Origin of the sequence: Brucella sp. 22210 (assembly GCF_052045675.1) — a bacterium.
In the GTDB taxonomy this organism is placed as follows: Bacteria; Pseudomonadota; Alphaproteobacteria; order Rhizobiales; family Rhizobiaceae; genus Brucella.
Genome location: NZ_JBQEPD010000022.1, coordinates 25,059 through 44,996 on the forward strand (window position 1 = coordinate 25,059; position 19,938 = coordinate 44,996).

Below are 19,938 nucleotides of genomic sequence, written 5' to 3' on the forward strand. Positions count from 1 at the left end.
AATGCTTTAGAGGCCCATCATGCGTGTTGATCTTTTTGATTTCGATCTGCCGGAAGAGCGTATCGCTTTGCGCCCCGCAGAACCCCGCGACCATGCAAAGCTTTTGCGTGTTGTTCCGGGCCAGCCTTTCGAGGATCACCACGTCTATGATCTGCCCGATCTTCTCCAGCCGGGCGATGCACTTGTTTTCAATGATACCAAGGTGATACCGGCACAACTTGAAGGCATGCGCGAACGCGACGGCAATATCTCGCAGGTTAGTGCAACCTTGCATATGCGCATGGGGCCTGACCGTTGGGCGGCATTTCTGCGTCCGGCCAAGCGCGTCAAGGAAGGCGACCGCATCCGCTTTGGTCATTCCGGTTCAAGCTGCTTCCTTGGCACGCTCGACGCAACTGTTGCCGAGAAAGGTGACGCAGGCGAGGCGCTTCTGGTGTTCGACCTGTCCAGCGCAATGCTGGACGAGGCCATCGCTGCCGTCGGACATATTCCGCTTCCGCCCTATATTGCATCGAAGCGTGCGGAGGATGACCGCGACCGCAGCGACTATCAAACCGTTTATGCCCGTGAGGAAGGCGCTGTCGCAGCCCCGACCGCCGGGCTTCATTTCACGCCTGACCTTCTGGAAAAGATCAAGGCCAAGGGTATCGAAGAGCATTTCGTGACATTGCATGTCGGGGCGGGGACTTTCCTGCCCGTCAAGGCCGATGACACGAACGATCACAAGATGCATTCCGAGATCGGCTACGTTTCGCAAAAGACTGCGGACGCGCTGAATGCCGTGCATGCGCGCGGCGGCCGCGTTGTCTGTGTCGGCACGACGTCGCTGCGGCTCATTGAAAGTGCAGCGGGCGAGGATGGCATCATCCGTCCATGGTCCGGTCCGACCGACATCTTCATCACGCCCGGTTATAAATTCCGCGCCGTCGACATGCTGATGACCAATTTCCACCTGCCACGTTCGACATTGTTCATGCTGGTTTCCGCATTCAGCGGCCTCGATACGATGCGCGCCGCCTATGAACGGGCGATTGAAACCGGCTATCGCTTCTATTCGTATGGCGACGGCAGCTTGCTTGAACGCGCTTGACATACTAGACAACGGCCATGACCAGCGAAAATTTTGAATTCAAAGTCCTCGCCCGCGATGGCGCGGCCCGTCAGGGTGAAATTTCCATGCCGCGTGGCGTGGTGCGCACGCCTGCCTTCATGCCTGTCGGCACAGCCGGAACCGTCAAGGCCATGTATATGGATCAGGTGAAGGAGCTTGGCGCGGATATCATCCTCGGCAATACCTATCATCTCATGCTGCGCCCCGGTGCGGAGCGCGTTGCCCGCCTCGGCGGATTACACGAATTTGGTGGCTGGAAAGGCCCAATCCTTACAGATTCCGGCGGCTTTCAGGTCATGTCTTTGGCGCAGTTGCGCAAGCTGGATGAGAAGGGCGTAACCTTCCGCTCACATATCGACGGCAAAGCCTATGAGATGACGCCAGAGCGTTCCATTGAAATTCAGGGCTTGCTGGATAGTGATATCCAGATGCAGCTCGATGAATGCGTGGCGCTGCCTTCGCCGGAAAAGAACACCGAGCGTGCAATGGAGCTGTCGCTCCGCTGGGCTGAACGCTGCAAGGTGGCCTTTGGCGACCAGCCCGGCAAAGCCATGTTCGGTATCGTGCAGGGCGGTGATAATGCCCGCTTGCGCGAACGTTCAGCAGAAGCGCTGAAGGCGATGGACCTCAAGGGCTATTCGGTCGGTGGTCTTGCTGTCGGTGAACCGCAGGACGTCATGCTGAATATGCTGGAAGTGGTCTGCCCGATCCTGCCAGCTGAAAAGCCTCGTTATCTGATGGGTGTCGGCACGCCGGACGACATTCTGAAATCAGTTGCGCGCGGCATCGACATGTTCGATTGCGTGATGCCAACCCGCGCAGGGCGTCATGGTCTGGCCTTCACGCGTTTCGGCAAGGTCAATCTGCGCAACGCCCGCCATGCCGATGATCACCGTCCGCTGGATCCGGAATCCGATTGCCCGGCATCACGCGACTACAGCCGCGCCTATCTGCACCATCTGGTGAAATCCGGCGAGGCACTGGGCGCAATGCTGCTGACCTGGAACAATCTGGCCTATTATCAGTATCTGATGAAGGGCATCCGCGCAGCGATTGCTGACGGTCGCTTCAACGACTTTGCCGCTGAAACCACCGCGGGGTGGGAGCGGGGAGACATTCCGGCTCTGTGATTCGCAAGTTGCTAAAATAAAGGGGCGCTGAGCGCCCTTTTTTCTTAAATACTGTCAGTTTTCTGTCAGCATGTTTTCCAGACGACACAGAACCGCACGCTGTTCTTCATCGCTTAAAATTTCGCATTCCATCAATTTAGAACACTCAAGGCCAGCGACGGCCAGATAGACGATCAGAGCCGTATCGGGATCGGTTGTGTCCTTGATCATGCGGTCAAGAAACGTCCGGTGATACTGGCGAACGGGGACCATGAAACCTGGATCTTCGGCAAGTGCGGCAAGGACGCCGCATGCGGGCGGTTCATCATCGGCCTGAACGCGATAAACATCAAGAAAAGCCCGCGCAACGCGGTTTTTATCGCCGGACTGGAGCGTTTCCTGAACCTCCATCGCCCGTTCGTGTTCTTTCATATATTCTTCGACAACGCCTTCGAGCAGCTTTGCCTTGGTCGGAAAAGAATAAAGCAATCCGCCTTTCGACAGCCCGGCACGGGCTGCAACGGCGTCGAGTGAAATGTGAGCTGGCCCCACTTCCCGGGCAAGTTCCACGGCCGCGCGTAAAATACGCTCGCGCGAAGAGACCTTCTTTTTAGCTAACAACTTCGACGGGTCTCCTGACAGTTCCTGAGTTGACAATACCGTCCAGACGGTACAGTTATTCGCTCCGCTAATTCAAGTAAAATACGCGCGACCTTTGTGTGATTGCGAAAGGGTGCGCTCAACGTCCCCCTTCGACGCTTTTTTAAGAGCGTTCAGGGCGCCACCCCGGAGTACAACCGCAATGATAAAGCGCCTAATTCTGGCAATCGTGTTCCTGGTGATCGTCGTCGGGGGGCTTGTCGGCTTCAATCTGTTCAGATCGAAGGCCATCAAGGACTTTTTCGCCACTATGCAGCAGCCAGCCCAGACGGTTTCAACCACCACGGTCGAGCCAGGCACATGGCAGCCGGGTGTTGAGGCTATCGGCACGGCCCACGCCCTCAACGGCGTGGACCTGACGGTTCAGCTCGACGGCATCGTGCAGAAGATCAACTTCACCTCCAATCAGGAAGTGAAGGAAGGCGACGTGCTGCTTCAGCTGGAAGACAGCATCCAGAAGGCTGACCTTGTTGCCGCCGAAGCGCAGGCTGTTCTTGCCCAGCAGAACCTGAAGCGCGCCGATACGCTGCGCACACGCGGCGTGGGTGCTGTTTCCAACGTCGATACGACGGCATCGGTCGCCAATGCCGCGGAAGCTGCCGTTGAAAAAATGCGCGCGACGCTGGCGCAGAAGACGGTGAAAGCGCCGTTCTCCGGCGTTATCGGTATCGCCAAGGTCGATATTGGTCAGTATCTGACGCCCGGTACGGTGATTGCCACCTTGCAGGACACCAACATGATGCGCATCGACTTCACGGTGCCGGAACAGTCGCTGACCTCGATCAAGCTCGGCCAGACCGTCAAGGTCGGTTCCACAGCTGAGAAGCTCGATTTCACCGGCACGATCGTGGGTATCGATCCGAAGATCGACCCGACCACGCGCCTTGTTTCGGTGCGCGCCGAAGTCAAGAACCCGGATCACAAGCTGACGCCGGGTCAGTTCGTGCAGGTTCGCGTTGAACTGCCCGAAGAAAGCAATGTATTTGCCATTGCGCAGACGTCCATCGTGTCGAGCCTTTACGGCGACTATGTCTATGCCGTTCGCCCGGAAAAGAAGGCTGAAGACGGCAAGGCAAATGCGGAAGCAGCAAAGCCAGCCGAAGAAGCCAAGACGCCTGCCGCCGACGCAAAGCCCGCAGACGGTGAAAAGCTGGTTGCACAGCAGGTCTTCGTCAAGCTTGGTCGTCGCTATAACGGCGTGGTGGAAATCACCAGCGGCCTCAAGGCAGGCGATATCGTCATCACCGCAGGACAGAACAGGCTTTCGCCCGGCGTTCCGGTGAACATCGACAATGCGGTTAACCCGGCCAATCCGGCTGACAAGAAATAGGCGAACCGATGAGTTTTTCAGACATTTTCATCCGGCGACCCGTTCTTGCAACGGTGGTCGCCCTCATGATCATTCTTCTCGGCCTTCAGGGTATTGCGCAGCTTTCCGTGCGCGAATATCCGAAGGTTGACGAAACGGTCATCACCATCACCACCAACTATGCCGGTGCAAGCGCTGAACTCATTCAGGGCTTCATCACCGCGCCAATCGCTGAATCGGTCGCAACGACCGAAAATATCGATTATGTGACGTCGTCCAGCCGCCCGTCGTCGAGCACGGTGACAGTGCAGATGAAGCTCGGCGCAAATCCGGATGCCGCGCTGACGGAAGTGATCGCCAAGGTCAATCAGGTTCGCGGCGATCTGCCGGATGAATCCGATGATCCGATTATCGTCAAGGGAACGGGCCAGAGCTTCGCAACCATGTATCTGGCTGCGCAGAACCCGAACATGACGAGCGAGCAGATCACCGAATATCTGGAACGCGTCATCCAGCCGCGCATGTCCACCATTCAGGGTGTCGCCAAGGCTGAAATCCTTGGTGGTCAGGTCTATTCGATGCGTGTCTGGCTCGATCCGATCCAGTTGGCAGCGCGTCAGATAACGGCACCGGAAGTGCTGGCCGCGATCAACGCATCCAACTTCCTGTCGGCTCCGGGCACGACGAAGAACGAGTATGTTGCGTCTTCGATCACGCTGAAATCGACGTTGCAAACACCGGAAGCCTTTGGCGCAATGCCGATCAAGACTTCGGGTGACGAAGTTGTGCGTCTGCGTGATGTGGCAAAGGTGGAACTGGCGGCCAAGAGCACCGACACCATCGTGTCGTTCAACGGCTCCGCAGGTACCTTCCTCGGCGTTTATCCGACGCCGGCGGCGAACCCGATCGACATGGCGGCTGCCGTCAATAAGGAACTGCCGTCGATCCAGAACTCGCTGCCGGAAGGCATGTCGCTGGTTCTCGTCTATGACGCGACCGAGCAGATCAGCTCGTCGATCAAGGAAGTCTTCACGACCATTGGCGAAGCTGTGGCTATCGTTATTCTGGTCATCATCGTCTTCCTCGGTTCGTTCCGTTCGGTTCTGATCCCGATTGTGACCATTCCGATCTCGCTGATCGGCGTGTGCTTCTTCCTGTTCGCGCTCGGTTTCTCGATCAATCTTCTCTCACTGCTCGCCATGGTTCTTGCCATCGGCCTCGTGGTCGATGACGCCATCGTCGTTCTGGAGAATATTCACCGCCATATCGAAGAGGGATTGCGTCCAATGGATGCCGCCTTCAAGGGTATGAAGGAAATCACCGGCTCGATCATCGCCATGACGATCACGCTGGCTGCCGTGTTTGCTCCGCTCGGTTTCACCGGTGGTCTGACCGGCGCGCTGTTCCGCGAATTCGCCTTCACGCTGGCGGGTGCCGTTATCATTTCCGGTGTGGCGGCTTTGACCATCTCGCCGATGATGTGCTCGCGCATGCTCAAGCATGGCGAGGCAACGCGGTTCCAGAAGTTTATCGACCGCACCTTCTCGCGCGTGGAAAAGTGGTATCATCGCCGCGTCACGAACTCGCTGAACTATCGCGGCATCACGCTGATGATCGTCATAGCGCTGATGGGCCTGACGGGATTCCTATTCATGAACACGTCGAGCGAACTGGCTCCTGAAGAAGATTCAGGCGCGCTGTTCTCGATGTTCCAGGCTCCGCAATATGCGACTTCGGCCTATACGAACCTCTACGCCGAACAGATTGATGAGCTGACGAAGGATCTGCCTGAGCAGAAGACCCGTTTCCAGATCGTTGGCATGGATGGCGGCACCACCTCGGGTATCGCACTTTGGGTGCTGAGCGACTGGAACGACCGTACTCGTTCGCAGAAGCAGATTCAGGAAGACCTGACAAATCGTCTGAACAAGGTGGCTGGCGTACAGGCTTTCGTCTTCGCTCCGCCTTCGCTTCCGGGCACCGGCGGCGGTCTGCCGATCTCGATTGCACTGCAGTCAACCGGTCCGGCGGACACAGTTTTCGCACTGGCCGAAGAGATCAAGAACGAAGCGCAGGCTTCGGGACAGTTCATTATCGTGCAGAACTCGCTGTCCTTTAATGCACCGGAAACGACGATCACCATCGACCGTGACCGTGCGGCAACGCTTGGCGTGCAGGTGAGCGATATCGGTGCAACGCTTGGTCTCCTGACCGGCGGCGCATCGGTTGCCAAGTTTGACCGCGATTCGAACAGCTATGACATCATCACTCAGGTGCCGGATGCCTATCGCTCGAATCCCGAGAAGCTCGGTGAGTTCTATGTTCGCAGCGTTTCGGGTTCGATGATCCCACTGTCGTCGGTCATCACGATCACACAGAACGCATCGCCTGCCGCAATCGAGCAGTTCAACCAGCTCAATTCGGCAACGATCTCCGCGCTGCCTCTGCCGGGCGTGACAACGGGCCAAGGCCTGCAAACGCTTGTCGATCTGACCAAGGCCAAGATGCCGGAAGGCTTCTTCCTTGATTATTCCGGCCAGTCGCGTCTGGAAGTGGAGCAGGGCAACACCATTCTGATCGCATTCGGCCTCGCCGTTGTCGTGATCTATCTGGTTCTGGCTGCGCAGTTCGAAAGCTTCCGCGATCCATTCATCATCATGATGTCGGTGCCGCTTTCGATCTTCGGCGCTATCGTGCCGCTCAATATCGGTCTTGGCACGCTGAACATCTACACGCAGGTTGGCCTCATCACCCTTGTCGGGTTGATTACCAAGCACGGCATTCTGATGGTGGAATTCGCCAATCAGCAGCGCCGTCTGCACGGACTTTCGCGTCGTGATGCGATCATCGCTGCCGCTGAAACCCGGCTGCGTCCGATCCTGATGACCACTGCGGCCATGGCGCTTGGCGTTGTTCCGCTGATCATCGCAACCGGTGCCGGTGCTGCCGCCCGTTATTCAATGGGTCTGGTGATCTTCACCGGTATCGTGATCGGCACGATGTTCACGCTGTTCGTGGTGCCGATGTTCTACACCTTCATCGCAAAGAAGGACGTGGAAGGCGAATATGTGGTTAAGCCGGAAGAGGGACATGATTCAGCCCCGGCACAGCCGCACTAATATTGTCTGATCACTCTTAGTTGCTTTGAATTAAGTATAGGGCGCCCTATTTCTAGGGTGCCCTATTTCTTTGCGGCCGTTGTAACCGCAGTACTCAATCCCATATGAGCCAGTATGATACCTTTATCCGTACTCGATCTTTCGCCCGTTCCCGATAACAGCGATGCCGGTCAGTCTCTGCGCAACACGCTTGAGCTTGCACAGCATGCGGAGAAACTTGGCTTTCATCGCTATTGGCTGGCTGAACATCACAATATGCCCGGCATTGCCAGCGCGGCCACGTCGGTCGTGATCGGCTATGTCGCCAATGGCACTTCGACAATCCGCGTTGGCGCGGGCGGCATCATGCTGCCGAACCATTCGCCTCTGGTGATTGCTGAACAGTTTGGCACGCTGGCCTCGCTCTTTCCGGGTCGTATTGACCTCGGCCTTGGCCGTGCGCCCGGAACCGACCAGATTACGGCTCATGCGCTGCGGCGCAATCTTGATGGCGATGCCAGCGCATTCCCGCAGGACGTGGTCGAACTGCTCAACTATTTCAAACCGGCAGAGCCCGCCCAACGTGTTCGCGCCGTTCCGGGTGAGGGACTTGAGGTTCCGGTCTGGATTCTCGGCTCAAGCCTGTTCGGCGCGCAACTGGCTGCCATGCTGGGCCTGCCTTACGCCTTCGCATCGCATTTTGCGCCAGCGGAAATGGAACGCGCCATCGCACTTTACCGCGAGCGGTTTGAGCCTTCGGAATATATGCAGAAGCCTTATGTCATGCTCGGCCTCAACGTCATTGCCGCTGATACAGACGAAGAGGCGCATTACCTCTTCACCTCGCAATTGCAGGCTTTCGTGAACCTGCGCAGCGGCCGTCCGGGCAAGCTTCCGGCACCGGTAGAAGGCTACATGGAACAGCTTGATCCGGCAGCGCAAGCGCTTGTCCGCCAGATGCTGTCATGCCGCGTCGTCGGCGGGCCAGAAACTGTGGCAAAGGGCATTCAGGCCTTTGCTGAAAGCACCGGCGCTGATGAACTGATGATCACCGGCATGATTCATGATCACAAGAAGCGCTTGCGCTCCTACGAGATTGTCAGCAACTCGATTGCATGAGGGTCGAATTCGCGATTGACTTCACCCAGAAGCCAATCGCGAAACGCATTCACCGCAGGCGTGTTGGTGCGCGCCTTCGGTGTGACGAAATAATAGCTGCTCGGGCTTTTGACCGTGTGCGGATAGGCCACCACGAGTTGTCCGCTATCGATTTCCGAGCGGGTCAGAAAAAGCGGCATGAGGGCGACACCCAGCCCCGCTATGCAAGCCTGTGACACGTTGGAAAATTGTTCAAACCGCATGCCGCCCGGCGCTGGCACGGTTATGTCGAGGCTGCGAAACCAGTGATCCCACGCGCCAGGTCGTGATGCCATATTGAACAGTGGCAGCCGTAGAAGATCGGTGGGCGCTGACACCGGGTTCTCCCTCAGAAAAGCCGGGCTACAAACTGGCGCAACCGTCTCATCCATCAGAAACACGCAATCCGCATTGGGCCAGTCCGGCTGGCCAATGTGAATTGCCGCGTCGAGACCTTCGCGGTCGAAATCGAATTGACCGATACGGGTCGCGAAATTCAGAATAATATCCGGATATTGCGCCACAAAACGCGGAATGCGCGGAATGAGCCAGCGTGTACCGAATGTCGGCAGAAAAGCGAGGTTTAATGTCTTGCCGCGCATCTGCGACATCACCTGAAGCGAAGCAGCACGAATGGCTGAAAGGGCAGGCGCAACGGCATTGAAATAAGCGCGCCCCGCATCCGACAGCACGACATGGCGGCTGGTGCGGTCGAAAAGCGCTGTTCCAAGCTGTTCTTCAAGTGCTGAAATCTGACGGCTGACAGCACCTTGCGTCAGCGCCAGTTCTTCGGCAGCGGCTGAAAAGCTTGCAAGCCGCGCAACAGCGTCAAATGCCGCAAGAGCACTGGTCGAGGGAAGGAGCCGTCGTGAGAGTGTCGTCATGATCTATTACTAAATGGAATAGATCGATGAGTAAACATCGTTTGCAGCCTGACGCCCTGCGGTTCATAGTCCGTTCAATTCTGAACTGAGGAGAATTCATAATGTCGCGTACGGTCTTTAACTGGGAAGATCCCTTTCTGCTCGATGAACAGCTGACTGAAGACGAGCGCATGATCCGCGACTCTGCAAAGGCGTTTGCGAGCGACGTTCTGCTGCCGCGTGTGGAAAAGGCCTATCTCGACGAAACCACCGATCCGGAACTGTTCCGCCTCATGGGCCAGTCCGGTCTGCTTGGCGTTACGCTGCCGGAAGAATATGGCGCGGCCAATGCCGGTTATGTCGCCTATGGCCTCGTAGCCCGCGAAGTCGAGCGCGTTGATTCCGGTTATCGTTCGATGATGAGCGTGCAGTCCTCGCTCGTCATGTACCCGATCTATGCCTATGGCTCCGACGAACAGCGCAAGAAGTACCTGCCGGGCCTCGTCTCGGGCGAACTGATCGGCTGCTTCGGACTGACCGAGCCGGATGCCGGTTCCGACCCTGCAGGCATGAAGACCCGCGCCGAGAAGATTGACGGCGGCTATCGCCTGACCGGCTCCAAGATGTGGATCTCGAATTCGCCAATCGCCGACGTGTTCGTGGTGTGGGCCAAGTCCGCAGCCCATGACAATGCCATCCGCGGTTTCGTACTCGAAAAGGGTATGAAGGGTCTTTCCGCTCCGAAGATCGGCGGCAAGCTGTCGCTGCGCGCATCGATCACCGGCGAAATCGTCATGGATGGCGTGGAAGTGTCGGAAGACGCCCTGCTGCCAAACGTATCGGGCCTCAAGGGTCCGTTCGGCTGCCTTAACCGTGCCCGCTACGGCATCTCCTGGGGTGTGCTGGGCGCAGCCGAAGACTGCTGGTTCCGTGCGCGTCAATACGGCCTCGACCGCAAGCAGTTCGACAAGCCGCTGGCTGGCACGCAGCTTTACCAGAAGAAGCTTGCCGACATGCAGACCGAAATTACGCTCGGCCTTCAGGCATCGCTGCGCGTCGGTCGCCTGTTCGACGAAGGCAAGATGGCTCCGGAAATGATCTCCATCGTCAAGCGCAACAATTGCGGCAAGGCGCTCGATATTGCCCGTCAGGCGCGCGACATGCATGGCGGCAACGGTATCCAGATCGAATACCATGTCATGCGTCACGCGCAGAACCTTGAAACGGTGAATACCTATGAAGGCACCCATGACGTTCACGCGCTGATCCTTGGACGCGCGCAGACCGGTATTCAGGCTTTCTTCTGATCGTAACCGCCCGCAATGTCCTCCCAAGGCCCGCTCGCTTTCTGCGGGCGGGCTTTTCCGCTTTTGTAAGGTATCCGAAATGCAGAACACACCGCTTGACGGTCTCAAAGTGGTTGAGCTGGCCCGCATTCTGGCCGGTCCATGGGTCGGTCAGACGCTCTCCGATCTTGGCGCGGACGTTATCAAGGTCGAAAGCCCGGAAGGCGACGATACACGCAAATGGGGCCCTCCGTTCATTGAAGTGGAAGGTGAGAAGTCGGCTGCCTATTTCCATGCCTGTAATCGCGGTAAGCGCTCGATTACAGCGGATTTCCGCACGGAAGAGGGGCAGGAGCTGGTGCGTCGCCTCGTGGCCGATGCAGATGTTGTCATCGAGAATTTCAAGCTCGGCGGCCTCGATAAATACGGCCTTGATTATGAGAGCCTCAAGGCGGTCAATCCGCGCCTGATCTACTGCTCCATTACCGGGTTCGGACATGACGGTCCCTATGCCGAGCGGGCAGGCTATGATTTCATGATCCAGGGCATGGGCGGCATCATGGATCTGACTGGCGAGCCGGATCGCGAGCCGCAGAAGATCGGCGTGGCCTTTGCAGACATTTTCACCGGCCTTTATAGCGTGATTGCCATCCAGTCGGCGCTTATCATGCGCCAGCGCACGGGCAAGGGGCAGCACATCGATATGGCGCTGTTCGACTGCATGTCGGCAGTCCTCGCCAATCAGGCCATGAACTATCTGGCGTCCGGCGTATCCCCGAAGCGCATGGGCAATGCGCATCCCAATATCGCGCCATACCAGACGTTGCCCGTTTCTGACGGCTATTTCATCATCGCCTGCGGCAATGACGGCCAGTTCGGCCGTCTGGTCGGCCTGCTGGACCTTGCAGAGCTTGCGAGCGATGAACGCTTTGCAACCAATGCTGCCCGCGTCGCGAACCGAACGGCGCTAACAGAGCTTCTGGAAGAGCGCACGCGCCAGTGGACCCGCGACGACCTGCTGGCGAGACTGGAAAAGATTGGTGTTCCGGCAGGGCCAATCAATTCGGTGGCAGATGTCTTTGCCGATCCGCAATTCATCGCACGCGGGATGAAGATCGACCCGCAAGGCGTGCCGGGATTGCGCACGCCTATCCGCTTCTCCGATGCGGAACTTAAAATCGACCACCGCTCACCCAATCTGGGAGAGCATAGCGAAATGGTTCGATCGGAACTGGACAAGGCATGAATCAAAAACCCCGCTCAGGCGGGGTTTTTCTTTGCCGGTATGCTGTTGGTTCAGTCTTCCACGGCAACCATGACGTCTGACGCCTTGACGACGGCATAGGCCGTGCCGCCAACGGCGAGACGTAGTTCGTCAACAGCTTCATTGGTAATGGACGAGGTGACGATCACGCCATTGCCGATATCGATACGCACATGCGCCGTCGTGGCGCCCTTGGTGACGTCTACGATCTTGCCCTTAAGCCTGTTACGCGCACTGATCTTCATGCAATCCTCCATGATTTTGCTTAGGTCTGGAAACTAGCACAGACATCTATGTCAGAGAGGGGGAATATCGAGGGCCAAGGCTGAAACTGTTTATAGCGGGGCTTGGAAAAACAAAAACGCCCCAGAGGGCGTTTGCTTAAAATCTAACGATTTCAACTCTCTAGAGAGAGAATGGTGCGGTCGAGAAGACTCGAACTTCCACGGGTTGCCCCACAGCGACCTCAACGCTGCGCGTCTACCAATTCCGCCACGACCGCCCGTGGTAGAAGCCGAATTGCTCCGGCGAGTGGGCATTTAGCAAATCACCTTGGGGTGCACAAGCCCCATCTGCATCATCAGCCAATCTTTTTCGAAAAGAATGTGAAAAACCGTAGCACGTTCATTCCTTCAAACACTGGGAACCCTTATTTTGTGGGCTTTTTCAAAGACTTCCTGCAAATGATAATTTTTCAAAAAATCTTCACAGAGCTGGTCTTCCAGACGTCACGAGCGCTCGTGGCGATCAAAAAACCTCTGGAATCGCGAATCCCGATTCCGTAGGATTCGCAAAATGGAGAGAAATCAGCTCGCTATGCCCTGAAGACGCCGAATATCCTCCAGACGCTTGATCGTTTCGACATAACCAGCATCAATCGCTTCGGCAGCGCGGTGGAAATCGGCAAGTCCGATCTGGCCGACGACCGGCATCAAGGACAGATCCGGCGGATCACCCGCCATGCGGGCTCGCGAAATACGGTCCTGAATGATGTTGAAGGCATCCATCATCACGCCGGTGATTCCGAGCCGCGCTTCCTTCTCACCATGGACCGCGCCTGGCAGACTTTCCTGACGCATCTGGGCATGCTTGATGACCGCTGCGCGGCCATACTGGTCGTAATGGAGATTGACCGCCAGAACGAGACGCTGCTCATAAGCACGGCACACGGAGACCGGCACCGGATTGACGAGCGCACCGTCAACCAGCACGCGCTCATCCCACCGGACAGGCTCGAATACGCCGGGCAGGGCATAGGAAGCGCGCATGGCATCCACCAGCGGCCCGGACGACAGCCATATCTCATGGCCGGTGCGTAATTCCGTACAGACCGCTACAAAGGGCCGTGTGAGCTCTTCTATGCGCAGGCCATCGAGATGTTCGCGCAGGCGCCCATCAAGCTTCATGCCGCCAAACAGGCCGCTGCCACGAAATGTAATGTCGAGGAGATTGAACATGCGACGGCGGGTCAGACTACGGGCGAATTCTTCCAGCTCATCGAGCTTGCCCGCCAGATAACAACCGCCAACCAATGCACCGATGGAGGTGCCGGCGATCATTTCGATCTTGATGCCAGCCTCGTCAAGCGCGCGCAACACACCGATATGCGACCAGCCGCGCGCAGCACCACCGCCTAGCGCCAGCGCGATCTTACGCGGCTCGCGCTTGATTTCGGGCTTCTCAATGACTTCCTGAGCAGGCGCTTCGACGTCTATGCTGACAGTCCTGCGCCGTACCCCCCAGTTAAGCATCACCTTGGACACCTCATCGTTTCGATCAGATTAGCGAAACATGGTATCCAAAGAATAAATGCTGCAAATTGATGACGCGAGGCCTATTCGCATCATCACATCGTTTTGAAAGCGATCAATGATCGTGATCGCAACCGCCGCCATTTTCTATTTTCAGTGTGGTTTCACCGTTTTCAGTGACCACTTGCCGGTAGAAGCATGAGCGGCGTCCGGTATGGCAGGTGGGGCCATCGCCAGCGACCCGAACCTTGAGCCACAAGGCGTCCTGATCGCAATCGGTGCGCAGTTCGATCACGCTTTGCAAATTGCCGGAAGTTTCGCCCTTTTTCCAAAGCGTGTTGCGCGAACGCGACCAGTAATGCGCGATCCCTGTGTCCAGCGTCAGGCGAAGCGCTTCCGCATTCATATGGGCTACCATCAGAAGCACACCGTCACGCTCGTCGGTGACAACCGCCGTGATGAGGCCGGAAGCATCGAAGCGCGGCATGAACACCGCACCTTCTTCAATGGTCTTTTTATCGGAAGGCTGGGCAGGGAAGGTCGTCATTGTCTCACCTGAAATGGATAAGAGGCACGTGGCTTGTGCAACGTGCCTCTGAATATCTGAAAAACATGTCATGTATAGCCGAAAAGCCGAGCCTTTCGGGATCGTGCATTATTTGCTGCGCGCCAGGGTCATAAAACGCACTTGTTCATCAACCTTCACCTTCATTTCACCGGTAAAGGTGGTGGTGATGGTGGTTGAACCCTGCTTGCGAATACCGCGCATGGCCATGCACATATGCTCGGCCTCGATCATCACGGCAACGCCACGCGGCTTCAGAATGGTCTGAATGCTGTCGGCGATCTGTGCAGTGATGCTTTCCTGCGTTTGCAGGCGATGTGCGAAAATATCGACTACACGGGCGATTTTCGACAGGCCAACAACCTTGTGGTCAGGAAGATAGGCGACATGCGCCTTGCCGATGATCGGAACCATATGGTGTTCGCAATGCGAGAAGAAGGAAATGTCCTTCACCAGCACCATATCATTATAACCGGCAACTTCCTCGAACACGGTGCCAAGCACTTCTTCAGGGCTCTCCGCGTAACCGGAGAAAAGCTCCTTATAGGCCTTGGCAACCCGCTTTGGCGTTTCCAGAAGGCCTTCGCGTTCCGGATCATCGCCAGCCCACAGGAGAAGCGTGCGAACTGCAGCTTCCGCGTCGGCCTGCGTCGGCTTACCGTGCAACGGGGTAACATTTGCCTGCTTCTTAGAAGGCAGGCCGGATTCGTCATCTTCTTTGAGGATGCGCGCGTCCATCAGTATTCTCCAGTAGTCTCCTTCAAGGAGGAGACGAGTTAAACGGACAATACAACGATACGCTTTGCGAGCGGGCGATGTATTGATCCGGTGGCTTAAGCGCACCGGACAGGTTTCATGCCTTCACTATGGTGCCCTGCTAAAACATGACATCTAAAAACACAAAGGTTTTTCGTATGATATCATGCCTTAAAACAGACCGTCAGAACGTTCAACAATATTTAAAAGTCCAACGCTCCAACGCCATCCAAACTGCAGGCGTTACTTGCCTAATATATAGGGAGTAAATTGCAACTTCAAACTGATATCAAAAAACATTTTTTTGTTTTTTCTCTGACTGGTATCAAGATTTTGAAATTCGTATCATTTTGGCGCAATGAAAGCGGCAGAGGCAGGATTCGAAAACAGCTGAATCTTGCTGAATCTGACACTCTGAACGGATTTGAAGTTCCTGACTGCTGGCACCATGTAAAGACATGAAGCTGCATGGCCAGCATATCAGGCGGAAGGCTTACGCACATGATCGACGATATTTACAACAAACGCATCCTGGAATTTGCGGGCAATATGGAGCGCATCGGTCGGCTGGCCGAAGCGGATGCTGTCGCCACGATGCATTCCAAGCTGTGCGGCTCGACGGTCACGGTCTATCTCAAGATGGCAGATGGCGTGGTGACTGATTTTGCGCATGAGGTGAAAGCCTGCGCGCTGGGGCAGGCGTCGTCGTCGGTCATGGCGCGCAATGTCATTGGTGCAAGTGCCGACGAACTGAAAGCCGTTCGTGATAAGATGTATGCCATGCTCAAGGAAAATGGACCGTCACCGGAAGGACGATTCGAAGACCTGAAATATTTCGAGCCGGTGCGCGAATACAGAGCCCGCCACGCATCGACGCTTTTGACCTTCGACGCCGTTGTCGATTGCATTCGCCAGATCGAAGACAAAGCCAAGGCCGCCTGACCCGATGTGCTCCTGTGGCAAAGACCACGCGACTGATACGCCGCCTCAAGCAAAGCGATACAGCCGTAATTTCACCGATAGCTGGCGCAAAACGCCGGGCAGGGTGTTTGGCACAGCATGTGTCCGATTCTATCAGCTGACACTGTCATCGCTGATCGGAAACTCCTGCCGCCATATGCCGACCTGTTCGGAATATGCCTATGAAGCGATTGCGCGTCATGGCCTGTGGAGCGGTGGCTGGATGGGGCTTTTCCGCGTTATGCGCTGCGGCCCGTTCGGCACGCATGGTATAGACCCAGTGCCGCGCGAATTGTCGGGCGAGCTAAAATGGTATCTGCCCTGGCGCTATTGGCGCTGCTCTGCCCCTCACCACTAGAGCAGTTCCGGTTCAAAACAGAATCGTGGAGACGGCCTATCTATTTGTTTTTGCGCATTATTCTGCGCAAACCGGCTACGCACATTTACTGGAAATGCTCTAAATACCTGTATTTTTTGCACGATGCTTAGAATTCATTAACGATATCAATGTTTCTTAGGGAATAAGAATTGAGGCATCGTTATGGTCTTTTTCAGGCCGCAATTTGCCTGCAAATGCAGCTAGCATTTTTAAATCCGCGAGCCATCATGCTGACATCGTCGTCCCGTATCGCACGTTTCGTTGCTTCCGTAGCGTTTGGAGCCACTGTTCTTTGTGGTTCCGCAGCAATGGCGAAGCCCTCGTGGGTCGTGTTCGACGCTGACAGCAACCGCATTCTTGGGCAGGACGACGCCAACTTCCAGCGTGCACCGGCATCGCTCGCCAAGATGATGACGCTTTACATCACCTTTGAAGCATTGAAGACAGGTCGCCTGCACTGGGATGACCAGATGCCCATCTCGAAGAATGCCGCCGCCAAGGTGCGCATGAAGCTCTGGCTCAAGCCGGAGCAGACCATTTCGGTGCGTGATGCGGTCAATGCGATGATCATCATTTCGGCCAATGATGCCGCGACGGTAATGGGTGAATATATCGGCGGATCTGAAGCCGGTTTCGGCCGTCTGATGACGCAGCGCGCGCGCCAGATTGGTATGAAGAGCACCTTCTTCGTCAACCCTTCGGGATTGACCGCCAATATGACCCAGCTTACCACAGCGCGCGACATGGCTGTGCTTGGTATGGCGTTGCGCCGCGACTTTCCGGAACAATACGCACTGTTTTCCCAGCGCTCGTTCACTTATCGCGGCCGAGACTATAACGGTCACAACAATCTGATGTACCGCTATGGCGGCGTCGATGGCATCAAGACCGGCTATACAAACGTGTCCGGTTACAATCTGGTTTCGTCCGCCATTATCGGCGGCAAGCATCTTGTCGGTGTGGTTCTGGGCGCCGGTTCGGCAGGTGAGCGCGACGGCCAGATGGCCAAGCTTCTGACCCGTTATGGCAATTCCAGCGGCGAGGGGACGGCTGTGGCGATGGCAAAGCCGGTCGCTTTTGCTCCATCGCCGAAAGAAACCCCGAAGAAGGATTCAGTTGCCGACCTGATCGACGATTCCCAGATCGAGCAGGGCGATGGCGGCTATCTCGTGGCATCGGCAGGCGCAGCCTGGCGTATCCAGCTTGCTGCAACACCGACGCGTGCTGGAGCCGCAGAGCTTCAGGAAAAGCTGCGCCCCGCAGTGGATCAGGTTGCTCATGGTTTGAAGGGCGAGATTTCGCCGGACGGCAAGCGCCGCAAGGTCTATCGCGTCTGGTTCGGCGGGTTCAAGGATTCTGCTTCTGCTGAGAAGGCCTGCGTCAAGCTCAAGAAGCAGCGTATCGACTGCTTGCCCATCAAGGGCTGACATCCCATTTACCGTTTGTTTTTACATCCCGACAAATAGCCCTGTCGGGATGTCGCGCTTTACTGGCCGGACAAAAAATACTAGAAGCCTCACAATACTGACAACGCATGATCATGAACCACCCGCAATCGTTGGCGGGACTGGATAAGGACGAATAGAATGTCGAATACCGTTTCCATGCAATTCCCCGATGGTTCCGTACGGGACTATGATGCGTCGACCACCGGCGCTGCACTCGCGGAATCAATCTCCAAATCTCTCGCAAAAAAGGCAGTGGCCTATGCCGTCGACGGCACCGTGCGCGATCTTTCCGATCCGCTTGGCGCTTCCGGCAAGATCGAGATTCTCACCCGCGAAGACCCACGCGCGCTTGAACTGATCCGTCACGATACGGCCCACGTTCTGGCAGAGGCCGTTCAGGAGCTTTTCCCGGGTACGCAGGTCACCATTGGTCCCGTCATCGAAAACGGCTTCTATTACGACTTTGCGCGTAATGAACCGTTCACCCCGGACGATTTGCCGGTGATCGAAAAGAAGATGCGCGAGATCATTCAGCGCAACAAGGCGTTCACCAAGGAAATCTGGTCGCGCGACAAGGCCAAGCAGGTTTTTGCCGACAAGGGCGAGGCCTACAAGGTCGAGCTCGTCGATGCCATTCCGGAAGGTCAGGACCTCAAGATTTATTACCAGGGCGACTGGTTCGATCTTTGCCGCGGTCCGCACATGGCTTCCACCGGCCAGATCGGCAATTCCTTCAAGCTGATGAAGGTTGCCGGTGCTTACTGGCGCGGTGATTCCAACAATCCGATGCTGACCCGCATCTACGGCACCGCTTTTGCGAACGACAACGACCTTCAGGCCTATCTGCATATGCTTGAAGAGGCCGAAAAGCGCGATCATCGTCGTCTTGGCCGCGAAATGGACCTCTTCCACTTCCAGGAAGAAGGACCGGGCGTCGTGTTCTGGCACGCCAAGGGCTGGAAAATGTTCCAGAATCTGGTGAGCTATATGCGCCGTCGCCTCGATAGCCATGGCTATCAGGAAGTCAACGCGCCGCAGGTGCTCGACAAGTCGCTCTGGGAGACCTCCGGTCACTGGGGCTGGTATCGCGACAACATGTTCAAGGTAACGGTTGCCGGTGACGACACCGACGACGACCGTGTCTTTGCGCTGAAGCCGATGAACTGCCCGGGCCACGTGCAGATTTTCAAGCACGGCCTCAAGTCTTACCGCGATCTGCCGATCAAGCTCGCCGAGTTCGGCAATGTGCATCGCTATGAACCGTCGGGCGCTTTGCATGGCCTGATGCGCGTGCGCGGCTTTACGCAGGACGATGCGCATATCTTCTGCACCGAAGAGCAGATGGCTGCCGAATGCCTGCGCATCAACGATCTCATTTTGTCGGTCTATAAAGATTTCGGCTTTGAAGGGATCACGATCAAGCTCTCGACCCGCCCTGAAAAGCGCGTCGGTTCGGATGAACTTTGGGATCGCGCTGAAAGCGTGATGATGACTGTTCTCGAACAGATCGAACAGCAGTCGGACGACATCAAGACCGGCATCCTGCCGGGCGAGGGTGCGTTCTACGGACCAAAGTTCGAATATACGCTGAAGGACGCCATTGGCCGTGAATGGCAGTGCGGCACCACGCAGGTCGATTTCAACCTGCCGGAACGTTTTGGCGCGTTCTACATCGACAATGAATCGGAAAAGCGCCAGCCGGTCATGATCCATCGCGCCATCTGCGGCTCGATGGAACGTTTCCTCGGCATTCTGATCGAAAACTTTGCCGGTCACATGCCGCTCTGGTTCGCGCCGGTTCAGGTCGTGGTGACGACGATCACGTCAGACGCCGACGATTATGCCATCGAAACAGCTGCAAAGCTGAAGGCTGCCGGTCTGCAGGTTGTCACCGATCTGCGCAATGAGAAGATCAACTACAAGGTTCGCGAACATTCGCTCCAGAAGGTTCCGGTCATTCTCGTCTGCGGCAAGCGTGAAGCGGAAGAACAGACGGTCAATATGCGCCGCTTCGGCTCTCGCGATCAGGAAGCGATGACGCGTGATGAGGCGATGGCCCGTCTTGTTGAAGAGGCAACCCCTCCGGATCTGATTCGCCTCAAGAATGGTGGCAGATAACAAGAGCTTCGCTCCAAACAAAAAGACCGCGCCGAGGCGCGGTCTTCTCTATTTTTACGATCCAGTGCAGATCGGCCACCACTGTGGCGGTAGCTTTTTGCAGTCAATCGGAAGCGGAGGGAGG

General features: G+C 56.4%; 17 protein-coding genes and 1 tRNA gene. 11 read left to right on the forward strand and 7 right to left on the reverse strand.

What is annotated here, in order from left to right:
• Positions 1-19: 19 nt before the first annotated feature.
• On the forward strand, positions 20-1,090 hold the full coding sequence (gene queA / locus ACTJKP_RS20380) for a tRNA preQ1(34) S-adenosylmethionine ribosyltransferase-isomerase QueA (protein WP_440631951.1): 1,071 nt from the start codon (positions 20-22) through the stop codon (positions 1,088-1,090).
• Positions 1,091-1,107: 17 nt separating this feature from the next.
• A complete protein-coding gene (gene tgt, locus ACTJKP_RS20385; protein ID WP_440631952.1) occupies positions 1,108-2,241 on the forward strand; it encodes a tRNA guanosine(34) transglycosylase Tgt in 1,134 nt (377 codons plus the stop codon).
• Positions 2,242-2,295: 54 nt separating this feature from the next.
• Here tgt and ACTJKP_RS20390 read toward each other — a convergent pair whose 3' ends face one another.
• Positions 2,296-2,841 carry a TetR/AcrR family transcriptional regulator gene (locus ACTJKP_RS20390; protein ID WP_078338619.1) on the reverse strand — a complete coding sequence of 182 codons (546 nt, stop codon included), beginning with the start codon at positions 2,839-2,841 and terminating at the stop codon, positions 2,296-2,298.
• A gap of 181 nt (positions 2,842-3,022) precedes the next feature.
• Between ACTJKP_RS20390 and ACTJKP_RS20395 the strand changes: the two genes are divergently transcribed.
• From ACTJKP_RS20395 to ACTJKP_RS20405, 3 genes are all read left to right on the forward strand, one after another.
• On the forward strand, positions 3,023-4,210 hold the full coding sequence (locus tag ACTJKP_RS20395; protein ID WP_440631953.1) for an efflux RND transporter periplasmic adaptor subunit: 1,188 nt from the start codon (positions 3,023-3,025) through the stop codon (positions 4,208-4,210).
• A gap of 8 nt (positions 4,211-4,218) precedes the next feature.
• On the forward strand, positions 4,219-7,308 hold the full coding sequence (locus ACTJKP_RS20400) for an efflux RND transporter permease subunit (protein ID WP_138785126.1): 3,090 nt from the start codon (positions 4,219-4,221) through the stop codon (positions 7,306-7,308).
• A gap of 114 nt (positions 7,309-7,422) precedes the next feature.
• Positions 7,423-8,406, forward strand: coding sequence for an LLM class flavin-dependent oxidoreductase (locus ACTJKP_RS20405; protein ID WP_078338622.1), 984 nt, complete (start codon positions 7,423-7,425; stop codon positions 8,404-8,406).
• Here the strand turns inward: ACTJKP_RS20405 and ACTJKP_RS20410 are convergent.
• A complete protein-coding gene (locus tag ACTJKP_RS20410) occupies positions 8,376-9,308 on the reverse strand; it encodes a LysR family transcriptional regulator (protein WP_440631954.1) in 933 nt (310 codons plus the stop codon). The two genes, ACTJKP_RS20405 and ACTJKP_RS20410, sit on opposite strands and share 31 nt — an antisense overlap.
• 101 nt (positions 9,309-9,409) lie before the next feature.
• Between ACTJKP_RS20410 and ACTJKP_RS20415 the strand changes: the two genes are divergently transcribed.
• Together ACTJKP_RS20415 and ACTJKP_RS20420 are read left to right on the forward strand one after the other, a co-directional pair.
• Positions 9,410-10,594 carry an acyl-CoA dehydrogenase gene (locus tag ACTJKP_RS20415; protein WP_182520445.1) on the forward strand — a complete coding sequence of 395 codons (1,185 nt, stop codon included), beginning with the start codon at positions 9,410-9,412 and terminating at the stop codon, positions 10,592-10,594.
• A gap of 79 nt (positions 10,595-10,673) precedes the next feature.
• Positions 10,674-11,819 (forward strand): CaiB/BaiF CoA transferase family protein, encoded by a 1,146-nt coding sequence (locus ACTJKP_RS20420; RefSeq protein ID WP_440631955.1) that lies wholly within the window; start codon positions 10,674-10,676, stop codon positions 11,817-11,819.
• Between the two features lie 50 nt (positions 11,820-11,869).
• On the opposite strand, the gene ACTJKP_RS20425 is transcribed toward ACTJKP_RS20420, so the two are convergent.
• The 5 genes from ACTJKP_RS20425 to folE form a co-directional block, all read right to left on the reverse strand.
• Complete coding sequence (locus ACTJKP_RS20425; RefSeq protein ID WP_078338625.1) at positions 11,870-12,082, reverse strand: TOBE domain-containing protein; 213 nt, start codon at positions 12,080-12,082, stop codon at positions 11,870-11,872.
• Positions 12,083-12,254: 172 nt separating this feature from the next.
• Positions 12,255-12,339 (reverse strand) — tRNA-Leu (locus ACTJKP_RS20430).
• A 304-nt stretch (positions 12,340-12,643) separates the two neighbouring features.
• Positions 12,644-13,591 (reverse strand): patatin-like phospholipase family protein, encoded by a 948-nt coding sequence (locus tag ACTJKP_RS20435; protein ID WP_440631956.1) that lies wholly within the window; start codon positions 13,589-13,591, stop codon positions 12,644-12,646.
• Positions 13,592-13,703: 112 nt separating this feature from the next.
• On the reverse strand, positions 13,704-14,135 hold the full coding sequence (gene hisI / locus ACTJKP_RS20440; RefSeq protein WP_078338626.1) for a phosphoribosyl-AMP cyclohydrolase: 432 nt from the start codon (positions 14,133-14,135) through the stop codon (positions 13,704-13,706).
• A 108-nt stretch (positions 14,136-14,243) separates the two neighbouring features.
• Positions 14,244-14,891: a GTP cyclohydrolase I FolE gene (folE, locus tag ACTJKP_RS20445; protein ID WP_440631957.1), complete on the reverse strand. Its 648-nt coding sequence runs from the start codon at positions 14,889-14,891 to the stop codon at positions 14,244-14,246.
• 519 nt (positions 14,892-15,410) lie between these two features.
• Between folE and ACTJKP_RS20450 the strand changes: the two genes are divergently transcribed.
• The 4 genes from ACTJKP_RS20450 to thrS all read left to right on the forward strand — a co-directional run bounded on the left by ACTJKP_RS20450 (position 15,411) and on the right by thrS (position 19,814).
• Positions 15,411-15,851: an iron-sulfur cluster assembly scaffold protein gene (locus tag ACTJKP_RS20450; protein WP_440631958.1), complete on the forward strand. Its 441-nt coding sequence runs from the start codon at positions 15,411-15,413 to the stop codon at positions 15,849-15,851.
• Between the two features lie 4 nt (positions 15,852-15,855).
• Complete coding sequence (gene yidD, locus ACTJKP_RS20455) at positions 15,856-16,227, forward strand: membrane protein insertion efficiency factor YidD (protein WP_440631960.1); 372 nt, start codon at positions 15,856-15,858, stop codon at positions 16,225-16,227.
• 248 nt (positions 16,228-16,475) lie between these two features.
• On the forward strand, positions 16,476-17,675 hold the full coding sequence (locus tag ACTJKP_RS20460; RefSeq protein ID WP_440631961.1) for a serine hydrolase: 1,200 nt from the start codon (positions 16,476-16,478) through the stop codon (positions 17,673-17,675).
• 159 nt (positions 17,676-17,834) lie between these two features.
• A complete protein-coding gene (thrS, locus tag ACTJKP_RS20465) occupies positions 17,835-19,814 on the forward strand; it encodes a threonine--tRNA ligase (RefSeq protein ID WP_440631962.1) in 1,980 nt (659 codons plus the stop codon).
• Positions 19,815-19,938 lie beyond the last annotated feature (124 nt).

What these genes read in the sequence shown, in the direction of transcription:
- queA (WP_440631951.1), top strand. Translation starts at nt 20, where the DNA reads ATGCGTGTTGATCTTTTTGATTTCGATCTGCCGGAAGAGCGTATCGCT.
- tgt (WP_440631952.1), top strand. Translation starts at nt 1,108, where the DNA reads ATGACCAGCGAAAATTTTGAATTCAAAGTCCTCGCCCGCGATGGCGCG.
- ACTJKP_RS20395 (WP_440631953.1), top strand. Translation starts at nt 3,023, where the DNA reads ATGATAAAGCGCCTAATTCTGGCAATCGTGTTCCTGGTGATCGTCGTC.
- ACTJKP_RS20400 (WP_138785126.1), top strand. Translation starts at nt 4,219, where the DNA reads ATGAGTTTTTCAGACATTTTCATCCGGCGACCCGTTCTTGCAACGGTG.
- ACTJKP_RS20405 (WP_078338622.1), top strand. Translation starts at nt 7,423, where the DNA reads ATGATACCTTTATCCGTACTCGATCTTTCGCCCGTTCCCGATAACAGC.
- ACTJKP_RS20410 (WP_440631954.1), bottom strand. Translation starts at nt 9,308, where the DNA reads ATGACGACACTCTCACGACGGCTCCTTCCCTCGACCAGTGCTCTTGCG.
- ACTJKP_RS20415 (WP_182520445.1), top strand. Translation starts at nt 9,410, where the DNA reads ATGTCGCGTACGGTCTTTAACTGGGAAGATCCCTTTCTGCTCGATGAA.
- ACTJKP_RS20420 (WP_440631955.1), top strand. Translation starts at nt 10,674, where the DNA reads ATGCAGAACACACCGCTTGACGGTCTCAAAGTGGTTGAGCTGGCCCGC.
- ACTJKP_RS20425 (WP_078338625.1), bottom strand. Translation starts at nt 12,082, where the DNA reads ATGAAGATCAGTGCGCGTAACAGGCTTAAGGGCAAGATCGTAGACGTC.
- hisI (WP_078338626.1), bottom strand. Translation starts at nt 14,135, where the DNA reads ATGACGACCTTCCCTGCCCAGCCTTCCGATAAAAAGACCATTGAAGAA.
- folE (WP_440631957.1), bottom strand. Translation starts at nt 14,891, where the DNA reads ATGGACGCGCGCATCCTCAAAGAAGATGACGAATCCGGCCTGCCTTCT.
- ACTJKP_RS20450 (WP_440631958.1), top strand. Translation starts at nt 15,411, where the DNA reads ATGATCGACGATATTTACAACAAACGCATCCTGGAATTTGCGGGCAAT.
- yidD (WP_440631960.1), top strand. Translation starts at nt 15,856, where the DNA reads ATGTGCTCCTGTGGCAAAGACCACGCGACTGATACGCCGCCTCAAGCA.
- ACTJKP_RS20460 (WP_440631961.1), top strand. Translation starts at nt 16,476, where the DNA reads ATGCTGACATCGTCGTCCCGTATCGCACGTTTCGTTGCTTCCGTAGCG.
- thrS (WP_440631962.1), top strand. Translation starts at nt 17,835, where the DNA reads ATGTCGAATACCGTTTCCATGCAATTCCCCGATGGTTCCGTACGGGAC.